Annotated in this window: 14 protein-coding genes; 5 read left to right on the forward strand and 9 right to left on the reverse strand. The window is 71.2% G+C overall.

The features are described from left to right. Positions 1–126 precede the first annotated feature (126 nt). Entirely contained in the window at positions 127–780 is a 654-nt protein-coding gene (gene pdxH / locus AHOG_RS26200) for a pyridoxamine 5'-phosphate oxidase (protein WP_093943697.1), read from the reverse strand. A 365-nt stretch (positions 781–1,145) separates the two neighbouring features. Here pdxH and serC point away from each other — a divergent pair, with 365 nt between their 5' ends. Both serC and sepH read left to right on the forward strand, forming a co-directional pair. Beyond that, complete coding sequence (gene serC / locus AHOG_RS26205) at positions 1,146–2,282, forward strand: phosphoserine transaminase (protein ID WP_093943698.1); 1,137 nt, start codon at positions 1,146–1,148, stop codon at positions 2,280–2,282. Between the two features lie 217 nt (positions 2,283–2,499). Continuing rightward, entirely contained in the window at positions 2,500–3,510 is a 1,011-nt protein-coding gene (gene sepH / locus AHOG_RS26210; protein WP_093943699.1) for a septation protein SepH, read from the forward strand. A gap of 131 nt (positions 3,511–3,641) precedes the next feature. On the opposite strand, the gene AHOG_RS26215 is transcribed toward sepH, so the two are convergent. The 3 genes from AHOG_RS26215 to AHOG_RS26225 all read right to left on the reverse strand — a co-directional run bounded on the left by AHOG_RS26215 (position 3,642) and on the right by AHOG_RS26225 (position 6,303). After that, positions 3,642–4,679: a sunset domain-containing protein gene (locus AHOG_RS26215; protein ID WP_093943700.1), complete on the reverse strand. Its 1,038-nt coding sequence runs from the start codon at positions 4,677–4,679 to the stop codon at positions 3,642–3,644. A 9-nt stretch (positions 4,680–4,688) separates the two neighbouring features. Beyond that, positions 4,689–5,708 carry an OmpA family protein gene (locus AHOG_RS26220; protein ID WP_093943701.1) on the reverse strand — a complete coding sequence of 340 codons (1,020 nt, stop codon included), beginning with the start codon at positions 5,706–5,708 and terminating at the stop codon, positions 4,689–4,691. Between the two features lie 358 nt (positions 5,709–6,066). Then, positions 6,067–6,303: a hypothetical protein gene (locus AHOG_RS26225; RefSeq protein ID WP_245856450.1), complete on the reverse strand. Its 237-nt coding sequence runs from the start codon at positions 6,301–6,303 to the stop codon at positions 6,067–6,069. A gap of 373 nt (positions 6,304–6,676) precedes the next feature. Between AHOG_RS26225 and AHOG_RS26230 the strand changes: the two genes are divergently transcribed. Together AHOG_RS26230 and AHOG_RS26235 are read left to right on the forward strand one after the other, a co-directional pair. Further along, positions 6,677–8,710: an ABC transporter ATP-binding protein gene (locus tag AHOG_RS26230; RefSeq protein WP_245856451.1), complete on the forward strand. Its 2,034-nt coding sequence runs from the start codon at positions 6,677–6,679 to the stop codon at positions 8,708–8,710. Continuing rightward, positions 8,707–10,572 (forward strand): ABC transporter ATP-binding protein, encoded by a 1,866-nt coding sequence (locus AHOG_RS26235; protein ID WP_093943703.1) that lies wholly within the window; start codon positions 8,707–8,709, stop codon positions 10,570–10,572. Before AHOG_RS26230 ends, AHOG_RS26235 begins: the two co-directional genes overlap by 4 nt. A gap of 299 nt (positions 10,573–10,871) precedes the next feature. On the opposite strand, the gene AHOG_RS26240 is transcribed toward AHOG_RS26235, so the two are convergent. Then, complete coding sequence (locus AHOG_RS26240; protein ID WP_093943704.1) at positions 10,872–11,492, reverse strand: DUF2537 domain-containing protein; 621 nt, start codon at positions 11,490–11,492, stop codon at positions 10,872–10,874. Between the two features lie 191 nt (positions 11,493–11,683). Further along, positions 11,684–12,514, reverse strand: a complete 831-nt coding sequence (locus AHOG_RS26245) for a TrmH family RNA methyltransferase (protein ID WP_093943705.1) — start codon at positions 12,512–12,514, stop codon at positions 11,684–11,686. Positions 12,515–12,700: 186 nt separating this feature from the next. Between AHOG_RS26245 and AHOG_RS26250 the strand changes: the two genes are divergently transcribed. Then, the gene (locus tag AHOG_RS26250) at positions 12,701–14,197 is read left to right on the forward strand and encodes a glutamate-cysteine ligase family protein (protein ID WP_093944830.1); all 1,497 of its coding nucleotides are present in this window, start codon (positions 12,701–12,703) and stop codon (positions 14,195–14,197) included. Between the two features lie 380 nt (positions 14,198–14,577). On the opposite strand, the gene AHOG_RS26255 is transcribed toward AHOG_RS26250, so the two are convergent. From AHOG_RS26255 to AHOG_RS26265, 3 genes are all read right to left on the reverse strand, one after another. Further along, positions 14,578–16,296, reverse strand: a complete 1,719-nt coding sequence (locus AHOG_RS26255) for an MFS transporter (protein WP_093944831.1) — start codon at positions 16,294–16,296, stop codon at positions 14,578–14,580. Positions 16,297–16,477: 181 nt separating this feature from the next. Continuing rightward, complete coding sequence (locus AHOG_RS26260; protein WP_093943706.1) at positions 16,478–16,906, reverse strand: MarR family winged helix-turn-helix transcriptional regulator; 429 nt, start codon at positions 16,904–16,906, stop codon at positions 16,478–16,480. Between the two features lie 167 nt (positions 16,907–17,073). After that, complete coding sequence (locus AHOG_RS26265) at positions 17,074–18,627, reverse strand: NCS2 family permease (RefSeq protein ID WP_093943707.1); 1,554 nt, start codon at positions 18,625–18,627, stop codon at positions 17,074–17,076. Positions 18,628–18,825: the final 198 nt, after the last annotated feature.

Below are 18,825 nucleotides of genomic sequence, written 5' to 3' on the forward strand. Positions count from 1 at the left end.
CGGGGTCGCGCCGCCTCGCCTCGGCGACGAAAGCCCCGCCGACACGAGCGATCGCGGCAGACGATCCGCAGGCCGTCACGGCGGGGCCCTCACGTGGTGGGCCATGGTGTCGGCCCGGTGGTCGGTTCAGGGCGCGATGCGCTCCACCCGCCAGCCGTCCCGGTCCTGGCGATAGCGGAGTCGGTCGTGGAGCCGGTCCGGCCTGCCCTGCCAGAACTCCACGACCTCCGGACGGATTCGCCACCCGCCCCAGTGCGGCGGCACCGGCACGTTCTCGACGTCGGCGAAGCGCCGCTGCACGGCCGTCAACGCCGAGTCCAGGCTGCCGCGCCCGCTGACCACGGTCGACTGCGGCGACGCCCAGGCTCCGAGCTGGGCACCGCGCGGGCGCTGTGCCCAATACGCGGCCGTCTCGGCGTTGTCCACCTTCTCCACCTGTCCGCGCACCGTCGCCTGCCGTTGCATGGCGATCCACGGGAACGTCGCGGAGGCGTATCGGGTCGCGGCCAGCTCGTGGCTCTTGGTGGAGGTGAAGTTGGTGAAGAACACGAGACCGCGCTCGTCGAGCAGCTTCGCGAGCACCGTGCGCGACGAGGGCCTGCCCGTCGGGTCCGCGGTGGCCAGGACCATCGCGTTCGGCTCGGGAAGTCCGGCGGCCGCCGCCTCGTCCAGCCAGTGGCGCAGCTGTGCGAACCACGTCCCGGCGAGCTGCTCCTCGCCCAGCGTGCCCTCCTCGTACGCGACGCGCATGGAAGGCAGAACGACGTTCATTTCGGACATGGGTCTCACACTCCCCGCCTCGACCGCAATGGCACCCGTGACGAGGCACCGTACGTTCACCGAGCCGTCGACCGATAGCACCCACAAGGTGAAGGTCTGCCAACCGACGGGTGATCCTGACCACCAGGAAAACGCAGATCAGGGTAGTGATCGATCACGTGACCGATCCAGCGTCGAGTCGGGCTCCAGCGGCGTCCGGGATCATCCACCGCCCACCCGCCTCGCGGACGCGGGCGCGCCAGGTTAGAGTTGATCTTCCACGCGACCCCCTGAAGTCATCTGTCCGTCATAGAGCTGCAACACTGGCTCATCCGGCAACGGCGCCGGAGGAGTACCCGTCCGCTGCTCCACACGGAGGCGCCGTCATGACCCAGACAGTCGATCCGACCACCTTGGTGCTCCCCGCCGAGCTGCTGCCGTCCGACGGCCGCTTCGGCTGCGGCCCCTCCAAGGTGCGGTCGGAGCAGCTCGCGCGGCTCGCGACCGACGGCGCCGCGGTGCTCGGCACCTCACACCGGCAGAAGCCGGTCAAGTCCCTCGTCGCGCGGGTACGCGCGGGCCTGCGCGAGTTGTTCGGCCTGCCGGAGGGCTACGAGGTCATCCTCGGCAACGGCGGCACCACCGCCTTCTGGGACGCCGCGGCCTTCGGTCTGGTACGCGAGCGTTCGCTCCACCTCGCGTACGGCGAGTTCTCCTCGAAGTTCGCGAAGGTCACCCAGGGCGCGCCCTTCCTCGCCGACCCCATCGTGATCAAGGCGGAGCCGGGCAGCGCGCCGGAGCCGACGGCCCAGGAGGGCGTCGACCTGATCGGCTGGGCACACAACGAGACCTCGACGGGCGTCGCCGTGCCCGTGCGCAGGCCCGCCGGTTCCGAGAACGCCCTGATCGCCGTCGACGCCACCTCCGGTGCGGGCGGCCTGCCGGTCAAGGCCGAGGACTTCGACGTCTACTACTTCGCGCCGCAGAAGTCCTTCGCCTCCGACGGCGGACTGTGGATCGCGCTGGTCAGCCCGGCCGCCGTGGCACGAATCGACGAGATCGGCTCGTCCGACCGCTGGGTGCCCGAGTTCCTCTCGCTGCCCACCGCGCTGGACAACTCGCGCAAGGATCAGACCTACAACACTCCCGCGGTCGCCACCCTCTTCCTCCTCGCGGACCAGATCGAGTGGCTGCTGGCCAACGGCGGACTCGACTGGGCGACCGGCCGCACCGCCGACTCGGCGAGCAGGCTCTACTCCTGGGCGGAGAAGTCGACCGTCGCGACCCCGTTCGTCGCCGACCCGGCGCACCGCTCCTCCGTCGTGGGCACCGTCGACTTCGACGAGACGGTCGACGCCGCCGCGATCGCGAAGGCGTTGCGGGCCAACGGAATCCTCGACACCGAGCCGTATCGCAAGCTCGGACGCAACCAGCTGCGCGTCGCGATGTTCCCCGCCATCGAGCCCTCGGACGTCGAAATCCTGACCCGCGCCGTCGACTGGGTGGTTGAACGACTGGTCTGAACGGGCGGCTAATCGGCATTGAACTGGCGCGATGACTACAGAGAGGGCAAGATCGGAGGTGGAGACAAGCTGCCGTGTGGGTGAAATGGCGGCACTGTAGGTAGATGAGACGGACCTCCCGGACCGGGGTGGGGCCGTGCGGCCCTGCTGATTCGGGGTACCGCACCCAGGCTTCGCCGGTGTCCGCGGGGGCCTGTGGTCATCGGGGGAGGTCGTGATGCGAGCGCTGCGAGTCGTCGGGCTCGACGACGACGGAAGGACCGTCATCTGCGAAGACCCGGCGCGCGGTGAGCGCTTCTCGATCCCGGTCGACGAGCGGCTGCGTGCTGCCGCCCGGGGCGATGCCACTCACCTCGGTCAGGTGCAGGTCGAGCTGGAAAGCCAGATGCGGCCGAAGGAGATCCAGGCGCGAATCCGGGCGGGGGCCTCGGTGGAGCAGGTCTCCGAGGCGGCGGGGATTCCACCACACCGTGTGGAGCGCTTCGCGTACCCGGTGCTGTTGGAGCGTTCTCGCACGGCGGATCTCGCCCAGCGGGCGCATCCGATGCGGGAGGACGGTCCCGACGTCCAGACCCTCGGCGAGGTCGTCGCGCACGCCTTCAGCCTGCGCGGACAGGAATACTGCGACTCGGAGTGGGACTCGTGGCGCGGTGAGGACGGCAAGTGGGTCATCTCGCTGCGCTGGCACGCGGGCCGGTCCGACAATCGTGCGCACTGGGTCTTCCACCGCGGCGCGCACGGCGGCACCGTGATCGCGCTGGACGAGCACGCGGCAGACCTCCTCGACCCGTCGCCGAGCAGGCCGCTGCGCACGGTCCGACCCGTCACCCAGCTGGCACGACAGGCCTTGGACAACCCCTACGAGGACACCACGATCATCCCCGCGATCGCCGACGAGGAGCCCGCGGTGGAGGAGCACGTCGCGGCGGGCGAGCCCGCCGATCGTGAGCCGCTGCGCGCGGGTGACGGCGTCGAGGCGGCGATCGACGCGGCGGCCAGAGAGGCGATCGTGCCGCCGCTGACGGCGGGACCGCGCCCCGGTGATCGTCGAGCGACGGCCCGCGGAAGCGCGGTGGCCGAGGGAATCGACGGCGCCGCGGCGCAGAGCACGGCCGACGCCGATCACGTCGGAGACGCGGGCAAGGCAGGCGGGCGGCGAAAGAAGAACCATCCGATCGTGCCCTCCTGGGAGGACGTGCTTCTCGGCGTCCGATCCCAGCGCGGCTGATCGGGCCCGCCGACGGCGGTCGGACGGAGCGAAGGGGCGGTCACCGTTCGGCGACCGCCCCTTCGTCGTCTCACGGCCTCGCAGGCGCCGCGATCCTCGACCACGGCGACCGGATCAGAATCGGACTCCTCTCAGCGGACCGACGTCGACCGGCGGACGGCACTGGACGTGAAGCCCGCCTGCTCCGCGTCGGTCTCGCTCTGGAACCAGACCGTCGCCTTGGTGCGAGCGAAGTACGGCGAGTCGCTGGTGTGGTAGAGCTTCGACTTCTGGTTGCCCTTCACCGTGTAACCCGGCGCGGGTGCCGTGCCGTCGGGCGATGGCCGAGCCGAGTTCCGGTACGGGCCGGGCACCACCATGCGCGGCGACGCGGTCGTCTCCGTCTCGGACGACTCCGAACGGGTCGGCGGCTCCTCCTCGGCGTCGATCGGACCGCGGCTCTGCGCGGGCACTCGGGCGACCGAGGCCGAGGCCCGTTCGAGGCGACCCGACTCGGACTCGTGCTGCCCCGTGCCGTTCTCCCCGCCGGACGAACCGTCCTGCTGCTCCTGCCCGTTGCTCTTCGGGTCGCCCGCCGCCATCACCTGCTCGGCCCTCGTGGACTCCGCCGCCTCCGGCTCGCGCCAGGCGAGTCCGTCATCCGCGGCATAGGTGAGCCGCACCGACAGCGGGTCCTCGAAGGTCGTGCTCGACTTCGTCGCGTCCTGTGCCCCCGCCGTGGCGGCTCGGGACTCCGTCGGCAGCAGCGGCCCCGGCAGCACCTCCGGGCCGGGGCCGCCGGCGGGTTCGACGAGCTCCCGCACCGGCCCCGCCTTTCCCGGCTCCGACTTCTCGGCGGACGTCCTCCCGGACCTGTCCGCGCCCGACCTCTCCGCGCCCGACCTCTCCGCGCCCGACCGCACGGCGCCCGACCGCACGGCGCTTGACCTCCCAGCGCCCGATCGTTCGGCATCCGACCGCTCAGGGTCGGCCTTCCCAGGGCCGTCACCGCGTTCCGGTTCGATCGCCTGCGGCCGTGTGGCCTCGGAGACCTCCCCCACCGGAACGGTCCGCACGGCCCGCCCGGTCTCGATCCGCCGTTGCCGCGTCACGAACAGCCAGGTCACCAAGGACCCCAGCAGGAACGACAACGCACACAACAGGAACACCTGCCCGAACAACCAGGCCACCGCTCTCTCCTAACCAATCTGCACGTCGACGACGTCGACGTCACTGTCATCGGCGGCGTCCACCGAGCTGCGCATGGTGACCAGCGAACCGGACACCCCCTGATCGAGCAGCTCGGCGCGGACCGCCTCCGCGCGGGCTCCGGCGAGATCTGCCTCGCCGCCCGCCGCGCGGCCGTGAAGGGTCACCGGCATGCCGGGCGCCACCCGCAGCAGCGCCGCGAGCTGCCGCAGCGTCTCGGCTCCCGACGCGGTCAGCCGCGCCGAGCCGGGGGCGAAGCGGAGCCCGCCCCCGTCGGCGAGCGTCGCGCTGACGGTCTCCTGGAACGCCTCCGCTCCGAAGGTCGCGGTCTCGCCGAGCCGGGCCTGCCAGGTGCGGTCCTCCATCAGGACCTCGGCGGGAAGCACCGCGCGCACCGCCGTCCGCAGGTCGACGGCGGTCTGCTCGTCGATCACCGGACCCGTCAGCAACAGGGTGTCGGACCACCAGTACATGCTCACGGTCGTGGCGGTCCGTTCCGGCACCGCGGCGAGCACCTCGGCGATGAGTGCCCGGTCGGCGGGCAGCGTGGCGCCCTCGGCGACCAGCACGGCGTCGACCACCTCCCGACCGTCCCGCCGTTCACGGATCGCGTCGAGCAGCAGCCGGGCGGACTGCTCGTCGGGCGCGATGCCGGAGACCGCGAGCTGCCTGCCGCGCGGAATGATCGACAGTCCGCCGCCCGCCGAGCCGTCGGCGAGGGCCGACACGGCACGCACGCCCGTGACCGCCTCGATCCGCTCCCGTGCCTCCGCACGCCTGCCCGAGGGGACGCCCGACACACGGACGTCACGACCTCGGACCTCCAGACCGCTCCAGGTGATCCGGGCCTCGGTCAAGGCCTCCTCGGATCGTCGGGTCAAGGTCTCCTCGATCGCCGCGCCCGGCCAGACCATCCCGGCCGTGGACAACACGGCGGGCACGAGAACCAGCATCGCGAGCCAACGCCAGTTCTGTGTCCGCCCCACCTTCGGCAGTTGCCTATGCACCATCGCACTCCGTCAGTCGGCCCGGCCCTTCCGGCAGACGCGGTCGTCGGCTGCGCAGCGCGCGGCGAGCGGACCGACGTCGACGTGATCGTTCACCGAAGAGACCTACCAGTGTCGGATCGATCACCGAGGGAAACGCGCCGCGCGTGAGACGGGCGTCCTGCGGAGTCCACTCGAACGAGCAGTCTTCGTCATTCGATCGAGAAACGCGGGAGGTCGGGAAGGCCGAGGGTCTCGAGTCGGCAGGGGGCGACCCCGGGGTCGGCCCTCGACGCCGACCCGGCTCGCGGGCTCCCGGTCGCGAAGGCGGACGAACCGATCGCATGCGGGCCGCGTCGCCGTCCACGGAGCCCCGAGCCGCCTACCCGCGATAGATCTCGTCCAACAGGTTCAGGTCCCAGCCCTCCTGCTCACACCAGTCCTCCGCCTCGGCCCTGGACAGTTCCGCCGTCACCGACGGAAGGACGGCGCCGAGCCGAAGCCAGCCGTCCGCCGCGAGGACGTGGCCGACGCCGTCGATCGAGGCCAGCAGCCTGCCCGTCGGGAAGGCCATGCTGGACGGGGTGCGGAGGAAGGTCACCGAACGTCGGTCGGTCATGGCCTCCGATCATGCCCGGACGACCGCCGCACGGCATCCGGGCACCGACGTCCACACGGTCGTCGGCGATCCGTCGAGCACGCACGGGGGGACGGCCGCACCCGGCGGCGACGCACGTGAAAAGGAGATGCTCCGCAGAGCCGCACTCCGTAACGTCAGCGTCGTCATGGGCACCGACCTACCCCCCGAGGGTTCCCCCGTCAGTCCGTCGGATCCGTCGAACGAACCGGACACCGACGCCGTCCGCGAGCGGGACGATTCCGCAGCCGTGCCCGAAACCCCGGTTTACGACGGCTCGGCCGTGCCCGAATCCCCGTCCCCGGCCGGCTCGGCCGTGGCGGCGGTCGACGGCTCCCCGAGGCGCCGTTCGGCCGTGCGGAGCCTGCTCCGGCTGCTGCCCTATGTCCGGCCTGTCGGGCTCCCCCTGATCGCGACGGGGCTCTGCGCGCTTGCGGCCACGCTGGCCGGGCTGACCATCCCGCTGGTCATGCAGCGGATCATCGACGGGCCCATCGCCGAGTCGGACCTGTCCGGGCTGGTGTGGATGACCGGCGTGGTGGTGCTGCTGGGCTGCGCGGAGGCCCTGCTGATCTATCTGCGCCGCAGGCTGATCTCCGGGCCGACGACCGGCATCGAGGCCACGATGCGGCGCGACCTCTACCACCACCTACAGCGACTGCCCGCGTCGTTCCACGATCAGTGGTCCTCCGGTCAGCTGTTGTCCAGGGCCGTCAGCGACTTGGCCCAGGTACGGCGCTTCCTCGCCTTCATCGGAATCTACCTGGTCGTCAACACCATCACGATCATCGTGGGTCTCGGCGTGCTGTTCGTCCTGGCGCCCTTCTTCGGCATCGTCCTGCTGGCCGCGGGCATCCCCGTCGCCGTGCTGTGCGCCCGGTACGAGGCGCAGTACAGCATCAGCTCCCGACGTTCCCAGGATCAGACCGGTGACCTGGCCACCACCATCGAGGAGTCGGTGCTCGGCGTCCGGGTGCTCAAGGCCTTCGGACGGGGACCGCACCTCGGCAGGAGGTTCGCCGAGCAGGCCCGAGCACTGCGCACGACCGAACTGCGCAAGGTCCGCATCATGAGTCGGCTGTGGCTCGTGGTGATCGCGCTGCCCGAGACCGGCATCGCGGTCATGATCGCGCTGGGCGGCCTCGCCGTCGCGAACGGATCACTGACGCTCGGCGCCCTGGTCGCGGCCGTCACCACGGCGACCGTCCTGCGATGGCCGATCGAGTCGATGGGCTGGCTGCTCACCGAGACCAGCCAGACGGCCACCGCCGCGGACCGGTACTGGGAGGTTCGAGACGCCGTCCGGACCGTCGACGAGCCCGCGCGGCCTGCCACGCTGCCCGCCGACGCCCGCGGCGAGCTGCGCTTCGAGCAGGTCCGCTTCGCCTATTCGGCCGCGGACGACGGGCCGGGCAGATCCGCGGCGGTCGACGGCTCGAAGATCGACGGCCCGGCGGCTCACCCGTCGGGGACGACGTCCGCCGCCGCGCCGACGACCGTGCTGCGTGGCATCGACCTGGTGGTCCGCCCCGGCGAGACGCTGGCGCTGGTCGGCGGCACCGGCTCCGGCAAGACGACGTTGACCACGCTGCCGTCGCGGCTCTACGACGTGACGGACGGCCGGGTGCTGCTCGACGGCGTGGACGTGCGCGACCTGCCCCTGTCGTTGCTGCGGACTCGGGTGGCCACCGCCTTCGAAGACCCGGTGCTGTTCTCGATGAGCGTCCGAGAGAACGTCACGCTCGGCGCCCCGCAGGCGAGCGAGCAGGACATCGTGGCGGCGCTGCGGGTGGCGCACGCGCTCGACTTCGTCGAGGCCCTGCCGTGGGGGCTCGACACCAGGATCGGCGAGGAGGGTCTGTCCCTCTCCGGCGGCCAGCGGCAACGACTGGCGCTGGCCCGTGCGGTGGTGGGCAGGCCGTCCGTGCTGGTGATGGACGATCCGCTCTCCGCGCTGGACGTGCACACCGAAGCTGAGGTCGAAGCCGCCCTTCGGCAGGTGCTGCGCGACGTGACGGCGCTGGTCGTCGCGCACCGACCCAGCACGGTCGCCCTGGCCGACCGGGTGGCGCTGCTCGTCGACGGCCGGATCGAGGCGGTGGGCACCCATCACGAGCTGCTCGCGGCCAGCGCCGAATACCGCCGGATGTTGTCGACGCTCGATGAGGAGGTCGCTCCCGCCTCCGGGCCGGCGAGCGGGGCGGTCGACGGCCTGACGACCGTCCTCGGCGACGGCGCCGGGGGCACGGCCGAACCCGCAGGTGTCACGTCGGCCCCGCAGGCGGCTCCGACGGGGAACGGCGGCACCCGGACGCACCGGCGGCGGGCACACCTCGAACGAGCGGACGGCGAGCAGACCGCGACGAACGAGGGGATGCGGGCGCGATGACCGGATCGACCGAGCAGGACCGTCCCGACGCGCCGACGGACGATCAGACGGCCACGGCGTGGCGCGGCGTCGCCGCCGAGGACCAGGACGAGCTCAGCAGAGGTGCGAATCTGCGGTTGGCCGCCCGGTCCCGCAGACTGCTCGGCTCGCTGATCCGACCGGTTCGTGGTCGGGTGGCGGTCGCGTTGGTGCTGGTCACGCTCAGCAGCGTCAGTTACCTGGCGGGACCACTGCTGGTCGCGGGCGCCATCGACCGAGGAGTCCCCGCCGCGCTGGAGGGGGATCCCGTCCCGGTCGTGCTGTTCGCGGCGGGTTACGCCGTGACGAATCTGCTGACCGGCCTGTTCCAGCTCGGCTTCGCGCTGGTGTCCGGCCGCGCGAGTCAGGACCTCCTGCTCGATCTGCGGCAGCGGATCTTCCGACACGGCCAGCTCCTGTCCGTCTCCTTCCACGAGAGCTACACCTCCGGCAGGCTCATCTCCCGGATGACCAGCGACCTCGACGCGATGCAGGAGCTGTTGGAGGAGGGCCTGGACAGTCTGTGCACCTCACTGTTGAGCATGGTGGGCATCGCGGCGCTGCTGCTCTGGCTGGACCCTTCCCTGGCGCTGCTCACCCTGGTCGCGACGGTGCCGCTCGTCCTGGTGGCACGCTGGTTCCACCGGCGGTCACGTCACTCGTATCGCCAGACCAGGTCGTCGGTGGCCAAGGTGATCGTGCAGTACGTCGAGACGATGAACGGCATCCGAGCCGTGCAGGCCTACCGCCGGGAACGTCGCAACGACGCGATCATCGACGAGTTCAACCGGGAGTTCCGCGACGCGAACCGCCGGGCGCTCAACGTGTTGGCCGTCTTCACCGGCGTGGTGAAGTGGATCGCACATCTGAGCATCGCCTCGGTCCTCGTCGTCGGCGGCTGGGCGGTGGCGACCGGAAGTCTGGAGTTGGGCGTCCTGACGGCGTTCCTGCTGTACATGCGCCGGTACTACGACCCGATGGACCGGCTGGCGATGTTCCTGAACTCCTACATCTCGGCGACCGCCGCCCTGGAGAAGATCTCGGGCGTGCTGGAGGAGACCCCCTCGGTCCCGGAGCCCGCCGAGCCCAAGGCCCTGCCCGCCGCACGGGGGCGGCTGAGCTTCGACCAGGTGGAGTTCCGCTACGGTGCCGAGCTGCCCACGGTGCTGCGGCCGCTGGACCTGGACATCCCGGCCGGCCAGACCGTGGCGCTGGTGGGCACGACCGGGGCGGGCAAGTCCACGGTGGCCAAGCTCGTCGCCCGGTTCTACGACCCCAGCGCGGGCGCGGTGCGGCTGGACGGGGTCGATCTCCGCGATCTGGCCGAGGCCGACCTGCGGCGCTCGGTGGCGATGGTCACCCAGGAGTCGTTCCTGTTCTCGGGCTCGGTGGCCGAGAACATCGCCCTGGGCAGGCCGGATGCCACCCGCGCCGAGATCGAGCACGCCGCCGCCACGGTGGGGGCGCACGAGTTCATCACCGGTCTGCCCGACGGCTATGACACCGACGTGCGCAAGCGAGGCGGCAGGCTGTCCGCGGGTCAGCGCCAGCTGGTCTCGTTCGCCCGCGCATTCCTCGCCGATCCTCGGGTCCTGGTGTTGGACGAGGCCACGTCCAGTCTCGACCTGCCGACGGAACGCGCGGTGCAGCACGCCCTGGAGACGGTGTTGGCGGGTCGGACGGCGCTGATCATCGCCCATCGGCTCTCGACGGTGCTGATCGCCGACCGGGTACTGGTGGTGGACGCGGGGCGGGTCGTGGAGGACGGCGCGCCGGAGGAGCTGATCACCGCCGGGGGACGGTTCGCGGGCCTGCATCGTGCCTGGCACGACTCGCTGGTCTGAGCGGATCACGGCGACGAGTCCACCGCCGACCATCACGGGACCGACCATCACGGGCGCCGAGCGCGGCGGTGTCCGGCGGGGAGCGGCAGCGCACGGCGCCACCACGTCGCGCCACGGGAATCGGCCGCGGGGCGTCGGGGTGCCGCCCTGTTCCACGTCGCCCCGCAGCCAGGGCGGCGGGTCTCCGGACACGGCCTGCGACGCGGTGGTCCTGGCGCCGCGCGGCCCACGACGGTCCGCAGGCGGTGCTCGCCGTCGACCCGGTACCCGTCGTGGACCCCGGTACTCGCCCGTGGGGCTCAGCCGAGGGCGGCCAGAGCGGTGATGAGCAGGCCGGTCCACGACAGCAGCACCCCGGCGGCCGCACCGTAGACGATCCACCGCCAGACCGGCGTTCGACGCAGCAGCCACATGGCGGGGACCACCCCGCCGACGACGACGAGGTTGATTCCGGCCGCGAACAACGCGGCGGTCTCGGCCCAGCCCAGTGAGACGGTCGTCAGCGCGATCGTCACGATGATCGCGACGACCGTGCTCACCGTCAGTCCGGTCGCCCAGGGTGTCGGCTCGACGCCGCCCGCGAGTCTCCGATCAGGTCGAGGTTCGGCTCCGGCGCGCTTCTCGGGCGGTGTGATCCGCACCTGGACCTCCCGGATCGGGTCGAGATAGAGGACGTCGCTGTCGGTGACCATGGCGAGAACGGCGGCCAGCCGTCTCCCCCGGTCGGAGACCGCGGAACCCAGCGTGCCCTCGGCGGCCTCGGTGTCGACGACGCTCTCGGCGACCTCGGCCCATTCGGTCAGCGCGTCTCGCAGACCTGCGGGCAGGGCCTCGAGATCCGGCGACGTCGATCTCTCCTCCCCTGCCGGGGCAGGTCTCCGGCTCAGCACCGGGCGTCCGGTTCGAACCCGCAGTTCCACGGCGACCGTCCCCTTCCTGGGCGGCGTCTCCTCTTGCTCTCACGGTGGCAGTCGTCGAGCCGCGGTGCGACCGGCGGGCACGCGGTGGGGCCGGTGTCTCCCCTGCGGGCGGTGACACCGCCCTGACCTGCGGCGGGGGTGCCCCCCGCTCGCGCCACAGGCCATTCGCCACCCGCGCGGCGGTGGCATCGTCAACGGCTGCGGTACTCCGCGGGCTCGGGGAACACACCGAGATGGTGGAAGGCGATGGCCGCGGCCGTGGCCACGTTGAGCGAGTCGACACCGACCGCCATCGGAATGCGCACCCGCAGATCGGCCCAGTCCATCGCCTCGGCGGTGAGCCCCGGGCCCTCCGAGCCGAGCAGCACCGCGCCCCGCCCGCTGGCCAGCTCGAAATGGGAAAGCGGGAGGGCGGTGGCGTCCGGCGTCAGCGCCGCGACGCGGAAACCCGCCTCCCGCAGCGTCCCGAGGCCGTCCGGCCAGGGCCGCAGCTCGGCGAAGGGCACGCGCAGGACATGGCCCATCGAGACTCGGACGCCGCGTCGGTAGAGCGGATCAGCACAGCCGCCGCCGAGCAGGACGCCGTCGATTCCGAGTGCGGCCGCGTTGCGGAAGAGCGCGCCGAGATTCTCGTGGTCGCCGATGCCCTCCAGCACCGCCAGCGTTCTGGCGGTGCTCATCAGCTCCGCCGCGCTCGGCTGCGGCGCGCGGTCCGCCACCGCCAGCACTCCCCGATTGAGATGGAAGCCCACGATCTCCGCCATCACCTCGGCGGAGGTCACGAAGGCGGGAACGTCCAGATCGACCATGTCCGGCATCAGATCGGCGACGCGGCGTTCCACACCCAGCAGCGCACGCACCGGATAACCGGAGTCCAGGAGTCGACGAACGACCACGGTGCCCTCCGCGATCACCAGCCCCCGGCCGCCGGGCCGGTCAGGCCGTCGATCAGCGGCGGAGAGATCGCGGAAGTCATCCACCTCCGGGTCGGCGGGGTCTGAGATCAGGGTCCAGTGCGCCACACGGGCAGTCTCGCATCGACGAGCGTCCGCGGTGGCGAAAGGCACTTTCCCGCACAGATCCCATGACCTGCCGCGTGTACGCAGCGTTAAAGTCCTGTGACACCGGGCACCGTTTTGGCCGCTGCCCTGGTGGTTACTCCCTGTGTCACGGTGAGCATCCGCTACCGCGCCCAGCAGGGAGGCACCATGGGGAACGATCCGGCCGGCCGGTCGTTCAGTCCCGAAGACCGTCAACGATTCAGAGACAAGGTGCAGCGCTGCCTGGACGCGCTGGCGAGGATGCTCGCCGAGAGGAGCTTCTCCCCGGAGCGCGAGCACATCGGACTGGAGATCGAACTCAACCTCATCGATGCGCAGGGCGTGCCCGCGATGGCCAACGCCGAGGTGCTGCGGAAGATCGACGACCCCTCGTTCCAGACCGAACTCGGCCAGCACAACATCGAGATCAACGTGCGCCCGCATCCCCTGCGCGGCGACGAGGCGCTGTTGCTGGAGGACGAGCTGCGCGCGTCGCTGGACGGCGCCGAGGTGCGAGCCAAGACCGTGGGAACCGGCCTGGTGATGATCGGGATCCTGCCGACGTTACGCGGCGAGCACTTCGACCCCCACTGGCTGTCGGAGAACGACCGCTACGCGGTGCTCAACCACGAGATCTTCTCCTCGCGCGGCGAGGAGATCTTGCTGAACATCGAAGGGGTGTCGCTGCCGGGACACGAACAGGAGCGACTGCACAGCTACGCCGACTCGATCCTGCCCGAGTCGGCGTGCACCTCTGTCCAACTCCACCTCCAGGTCACCCCCGAGGACTTCGCCGATCACTGGAATGCCGCGCAGTGCCTGGCGGGCGTCCAGGTCGCCACGGCCGCGAACTCGCCGTTCCTGCTGGATCGGGCTCTCTGGCATGAGACGCGCGTCCCCCTGTTCCAGCAGGCCACCGACACCCGCCCCCAGGAACTGAAGAATCAGGGCGTGCGACCCAGGGTGTGGTTCGGCGAACGCTGGGTCACGTCGATCTTCGACCTCTTCGAGGAGAACGCCCGGTACTTCCCCGCCTTGATGCCCGAGGCCGATGACGAGGACCCGTTGGAGGCGCTCCGGGCCGGGCGCGCACCCCGACTCTCGGAGCTGCGGCTGCACAACGGGACGGTGTGGCGCTGGAACCGACCGGTGTACGACGTCGTCGACGGCCAGCCGCATCTGCGGGTGGAGAACCGAGTGCTCCCGGCGGGTCCCACCGTGATCGACACCATGGCGAACGCGGCGTTCTTCTACGGCGCGCAACGGGCGTTGGCGGACCAGGAGCGTCCGTTGTGGAGCCAGATGTCCTTCCACGCAGCCGAGGAGAACCTGTACTCCGGTGCGCGACACGGAATGGACGCCCAGCTCTACTGGCCCGGCCAGGGTTGGACGCCGCCGCACGAGCTGGTGCTGCGCACCCTGCTGCCCATGGCACACGACGGACTCGCCCGATGCGGCGTCTCGGACGCGGCACGCGAGCGCTATCTCAGCGTCATCGAACAGCGATGCCTCACCCGGCAGACCGGGGCGAGCTGGCAGCGCAGCAGGGTCACGGCCTTCGAGGAGCGCGGCGCCGACCGGCAGTCGGCTCTGCGCGCCATGCTCGGGGAGTACGTCGAGCTGATGCACCACGGCGATCCGGTGCACACCTGGCCGACGGGCTGATCACCGACCACGACGCGCGGTCGGCCCGCCGACGCAAGCCGTCCGGTCGGCCCGCCGACGCAAGCCGTCCGGTCGGCCCGCCGACGCAAGCCGTCCGGTCGGCCCGCCGACGCAGACCACCAGGTCGGCCCGCCGACGCAGACGACTCGGCCCCGGCACCACCGAAGCAGTGCCGGGGCCGAGCCTGTTCCCGAACTGACTGCCGCTCCCACCACGAAGCGAACGAGGATTAGGGTAGCCTAAGTTTCCTTCTGCGCCAAGGGGGTGCGGTGTGCGAGGTCTCGTCGCCACCGGATCGCCCCGTCGATGACCACGCCGGCCGGGCACGCCGGAAAGCACGGGTCCGAGTCCGTTTCTCGGCGCGGGTCCGCGTGCGAGTCTCAGGGCCGCTCGCCGCGCATCGTCCCCGGCAGGCCGGAGCGCATTTCGCCCTCGGCCCCGTCGGCCGCATCGGCTCGGGCCGCACCGGAGGCGGCCCCTTCGGGTGAGGCCGTACCGGCGCGGGAGGCCGAAGCACTGGGCGACTCCCCCGACCCGCACGCCTCCGGAGCCGCGACCTCGGGCAACGCGACGTCCGGCAGCGGCTCCGAAGCGGCGCCGCCACGAGCACCACCGTCCTGGGCACGGTCATCCTGGACCGCACCGTCCTGCACGACACCGTCGTCAGCCGCATCTCCGTTCCCGGCCACACCGTTTCGGTCCGCAGCAGGCGGGCCGACACCATCGCGCGCGGCCTGCGCGGTCCCGCCCGCCCGAACCGCGGCGCGCTCCGCCCCGGCCGACTCCGTCCCGGCGACCACACCGCCCGACCGGAGGGCAGGCTCCGATGCGGACGCGACGGACGCCGACGGCCTGCCCACCGTCTCGGCCCGTCGCCCGCGCAGCAGCGTGCGCAGCCGCACGCCGCCGACCCTGGCCAGGATCAGCCCGCCCGCCAGCGACGCCAGCAGCGAGATCACTCCGCCGACGATGATCGGGGCCGGGACGGCTACCCGTTCGGCCAACCAGCCGGACAACGTGCTGCCCAGCGGCATCCCGCCGAGCAGCACGAGCATGTACAACCCCATGACGCGACCGCGCATGGTCGGCTCGACCGTGAGCTGAACGGTCGCGTTCGCCGACAGGTTGAAGGTCATGAACGTGATGCCGACGGGAATCAACAGCAGGCCGAAGGACCAGAACTCCGGCATCAGTCCCACCACCACCGAGAGCACGCCGAAGGCGGCCCCCGCCGACAGCAGCAGCCGCAGCCGCGGTCTGCCGTTCCGGCTTCGCCGGGCGGCCAGCGCCGCGCCGCTCAACGTCCCGACGGCCATGAGCATCGAAAGCTGCCCCAGACCCTCCGGGCCGGTCTGGAAGAAGTTGTTCGCCATGACCGGCAACGTGGTGTTGTAGTTCATGCCGAAGGTGCTGACCAGGAACACCAAGGCCATCAACACGGTCAGATCCGGCCTGCTGCGGACATATCGCAGCCCCTCCCGCAGCTGCCCCCTGCTCCGGGGCACCGGTGGCGAGCGATGCAGCTTCGAGGTGTCCATCAGCAGCAGTACGAGGATCACCGCACCGACGCTGGCGGCGTTGGCCACGAACAGCCAGCCGGTGCCGATCGCCGCGATCACGTATCCCGCGACGCCGGGCCCGATGATCCGCGCGGTGTTGAAGGTCATCGAGTTCAAGGCGACGGCGTTGGCCACCTGTTCCCGCCCGACCATCTCCATCACGAAGGACTGGCGGGCGGGGGTCTCCACGGCGGTGATGCAGCCGAGCAGCAGGCAGAACAGGTAGACGTGCCACAGCGCGACCACGCCGCTGAGATCCAGGAGGCCGAGGCCGAGCGCGCAGAGTGCCACCCCGGTCTGCACCACGAGCAGGATCTTGCGTTTGTCCAGGCGGTCGGCCAACACGCCTGCCCACAGCGTGAGCGCCAGCGTGGGCAGGAACTGCAACGCGATGGCGATGCCCAGCGCGACGGGGCTGTCACCGGACAGCTTGAGGACCAGCCAGTCCTGGGCGATGCGCTGCATCCAGGTGCCGATCAGAGAGATGATCTGCCCGCTGGCGTACAGCCGATAGTTGCGCACCCGCAGCGACGCGAACATGCCCGCCCTCTTCGGCGGCCGCGCCCGTCGACCGGACGACGACGGCGGCGGCGGTGTCGGGTTCGCCTCGGCGGGATGGGGACCGTTCGCGGGCCTGCCGGCGTCGTCGGACGCGTACGCCGGCATGATTCAGCGCGCTTCTTTCGCGTCTCGCGGTGCCGCGACGGGGCAGGTCATCCGATCAGCTCCCCGCCACGCGCTCGATGATCTCCGCCGCGCGCGAGAGCACCGCGCGCTCGGAGTCGTCGAGCTCGGCCAGCTTCCGTTCCAGCCAACGCTCCCGCGCGCTGACCTCGGCCTTGATGTAGCCCGTGCCCGCCGAGGTCAGTTCGACGATGGCCTGCCTGCCGTCCGTCGGGTGGGGGCGCCTGCTGACGTACCCGGCATCCTCCAACGCGCTGATCACGCGCGTCATCGACGGCGGCTGCACGTTCTCCTTGGCCGCCAGCTCCCCCGGCGTCAGCGGCCCGCACTTGTGCAGGCAGGAGAGCGCGGAGAGCTGAGTGAGCGTCGCCGAGGAGTCGGCACGCTGGGCACGAAGCCTGCGGTTGAGCCGCACCACCGCCACGCGGAGTCTGCTGGCAAGACCGGAGTCGTCAAAATCCGACACCTCGTTAGCCTACCTCACTATCTGGGGCGCTCGGCACGTCGCGAGCTCCGTCTCGAGCGATCCTTGCTCATGGCTCGACGGGCGGTCGGCCGGACGCCCCCCTCGCGGCGAGGCGGCTCGAGACTGCGCTCGACGACGGCCGCGCGGCCCGTGCTCGGCCGCGCCGGTCAGGAGGCGAGCAACGCCTGGATCGGACCGACCGCGAAATAGAGGACGAAGGCGGCGGCGACCACCCAGAGCAGCGGGTGAATCCCGCGGGCCTTCCCCGTCGCCGCGCGCAGCAGCACGTAGCTGACGAAGCCCGCGCCGATCCCGTTGGCGATCGAATAGGTGAACGGCATCACCACGATGGTCAGGAAGGCAGGCAGCGCGAGCGTGAAGTCGGTGAAGTCGATATGCCGCACCTGGGCGATCATCAGCGCACCCACCACGACCAGGGCGGGCGCCGCCGCCTCGATCGGCACCACCTGGTACAGCGGGGTGAGGAACATCGCCGCCAGGAACAGCACACCGGTCACCACGTTCGCCAGGCCGGTGCGGGCGCCCTCGGCGATGCCCGCGGCCGACTCGACGAACACCGTGTTCGACGAGGCGGAGGCCGCCCCGCCCGCCACCGCGCCGACGCCCTCCACGAACAACGCCTTCCCCACGCCGGGCAGCTGGTCGTTCTTGTCGATGAGCCCGGCCTCCTTGCCCAGGCCGGTGAACGTGCCCATCGCGTCGAAGAAGTTCGCCAGCAGCAGGGTGAAGACCAGCAGACAGACCGTGATGATCGGCAGCCGGACGAAGGCGCCCAGGGAGAAGTCGCCGACCAGCGACAGATCGGGCAGCGAGAGGACGTCCGACGGCAGCGACGGGTAGCTCAGGCTCCAGCCGGTCGCGTTGTCCGGCCCGCCCCGGCCCGCGTCCACCAGCGGCTCGATCAGGATCGACAGCACGGTGGCGGCGGCGACGCCGATCAGGATCGCGCCCCGCACCTTCCTCGCGACCAGGATGCCGGTGAGCAGCAGGCCGAAGACGAAGACGGCGGTAGGCCAGGAGGCCACGGAGCCGTCGATGCCCAGCCCCACCGGGACCGTGGTGCCCGCCGCGTCGGGCAGGCGCCGCACGAAGCCCGCGTCCACCAGGCCGATGAAGCAGATGAACGCGCCGATGCCCGCCGCGATCGCCGCCTTCAACGGCGGCGGCACCGCGTTGAAGACCGCCGTACGGAAACCCGTCGCGACCAGGACGAGGATCAGCACGCCGTTCACGACGACGAGGCCCATGGCCTCCGCCCAGGTCACCTGCGGCACGATCGTCACGGCCACCAGCGTGTTGATGCCCAGCCCCGCGGCGAAGCCGAACGGATAGTTCGCGATCAGCCCGAACAGCAGGGTCATCACACCCGCGACCAGCGCGGTCACCGCCGCGACCTGCGGAACGGTCAGGATGCCGCCGAGGATGTCGGTCTTGGCACTGGGATCGTCGGCGGCGAAACTGCCCAGGATCAGCGGGTTCAGCACGATGATGTAGGCCATCGTGACGAAGGTGACCAGCCCGCCCCGGACCTCCCGGCCCACCGACGAGCCCCGCTCGGAGATCTTGAAGAACCGATCGAGCACGGAGCCTCGGCCACGCGCCGGGGCCGCCGAGCCGCCTGCGACACCCGCCCCCGACGACGCCGACGTGGCGGACTCCCCCGCCGCGTCCTCGGGCCGCTCCTCCTGCGCCGAAGCCATTCGCACTCCCTGTTCCTGACCTGCCCTCGAGGCAGCGACGATGCAACCGACGAGACGGTACGGGCTCGACGGGACCGACCTGCATCGACCTCGCCCGGCACGCCTAGGGCGGCAGATCCGCCGCACGCGCCGGCCTCCTCCGACGCTCGCACACCGAGCTGCCGCGCGCGGTTGGCGATGACATCGGCGCGGCCCCCG

The organism is Actinoalloteichus hoggarensis (genome assembly GCF_002234535.1).
Lineage (GTDB): Bacteria > Actinomycetota > Actinomycetes > Mycobacteriales > Pseudonocardiaceae > Actinoalloteichus_A > Actinoalloteichus_A hoggarensis.

What these genes read in the sequence shown, in the direction of transcription:
- pdxH (WP_093943697.1), bottom strand. Translation starts at nt 780, where the DNA reads ATGTCCGAAATGAACGTCGTTCTGCCTTCCATGCGCGTCGCGTACGAG.
- serC (WP_093943698.1), top strand. Translation starts at nt 1,146, where the DNA reads ATGACCCAGACAGTCGATCCGACCACCTTGGTGCTCCCCGCCGAGCTG.
- sepH (WP_093943699.1), top strand. Translation starts at nt 2,500, where the DNA reads ATGCGAGCGCTGCGAGTCGTCGGGCTCGACGACGACGGAAGGACCGTC.
- AHOG_RS26220 (WP_093943701.1), bottom strand. Translation starts at nt 5,708, where the DNA reads ATGGTGCATAGGCAACTGCCGAAGGTGGGGCGGACACAGAACTGGCGT.
- AHOG_RS26225 (WP_245856450.1), bottom strand. Translation starts at nt 6,303, where the DNA reads ATGACCGACCGACGTTCGGTGACCTTCCTCCGCACCCCGTCCAGCATG.
- AHOG_RS26235 (WP_093943703.1), top strand. Translation starts at nt 8,707, where the DNA reads ATGACCGGATCGACCGAGCAGGACCGTCCCGACGCGCCGACGGACGAT.
- AHOG_RS26250 (WP_093944830.1), top strand. Translation starts at nt 12,701, where the DNA reads ATGGGGAACGATCCGGCCGGCCGGTCGTTCAGTCCCGAAGACCGTCAA.
- AHOG_RS26255 (WP_093944831.1), bottom strand. Translation starts at nt 16,296, where the DNA reads ATGTTCGCGTCGCTGCGGGTGCGCAACTATCGGCTGTACGCCAGCGGG.
- AHOG_RS26265 (WP_093943707.1), bottom strand. Translation starts at nt 18,627, where the DNA reads ATGGCTTCGGCGCAGGAGGAGCGGCCCGAGGACGCGGCGGGGGAGTCC.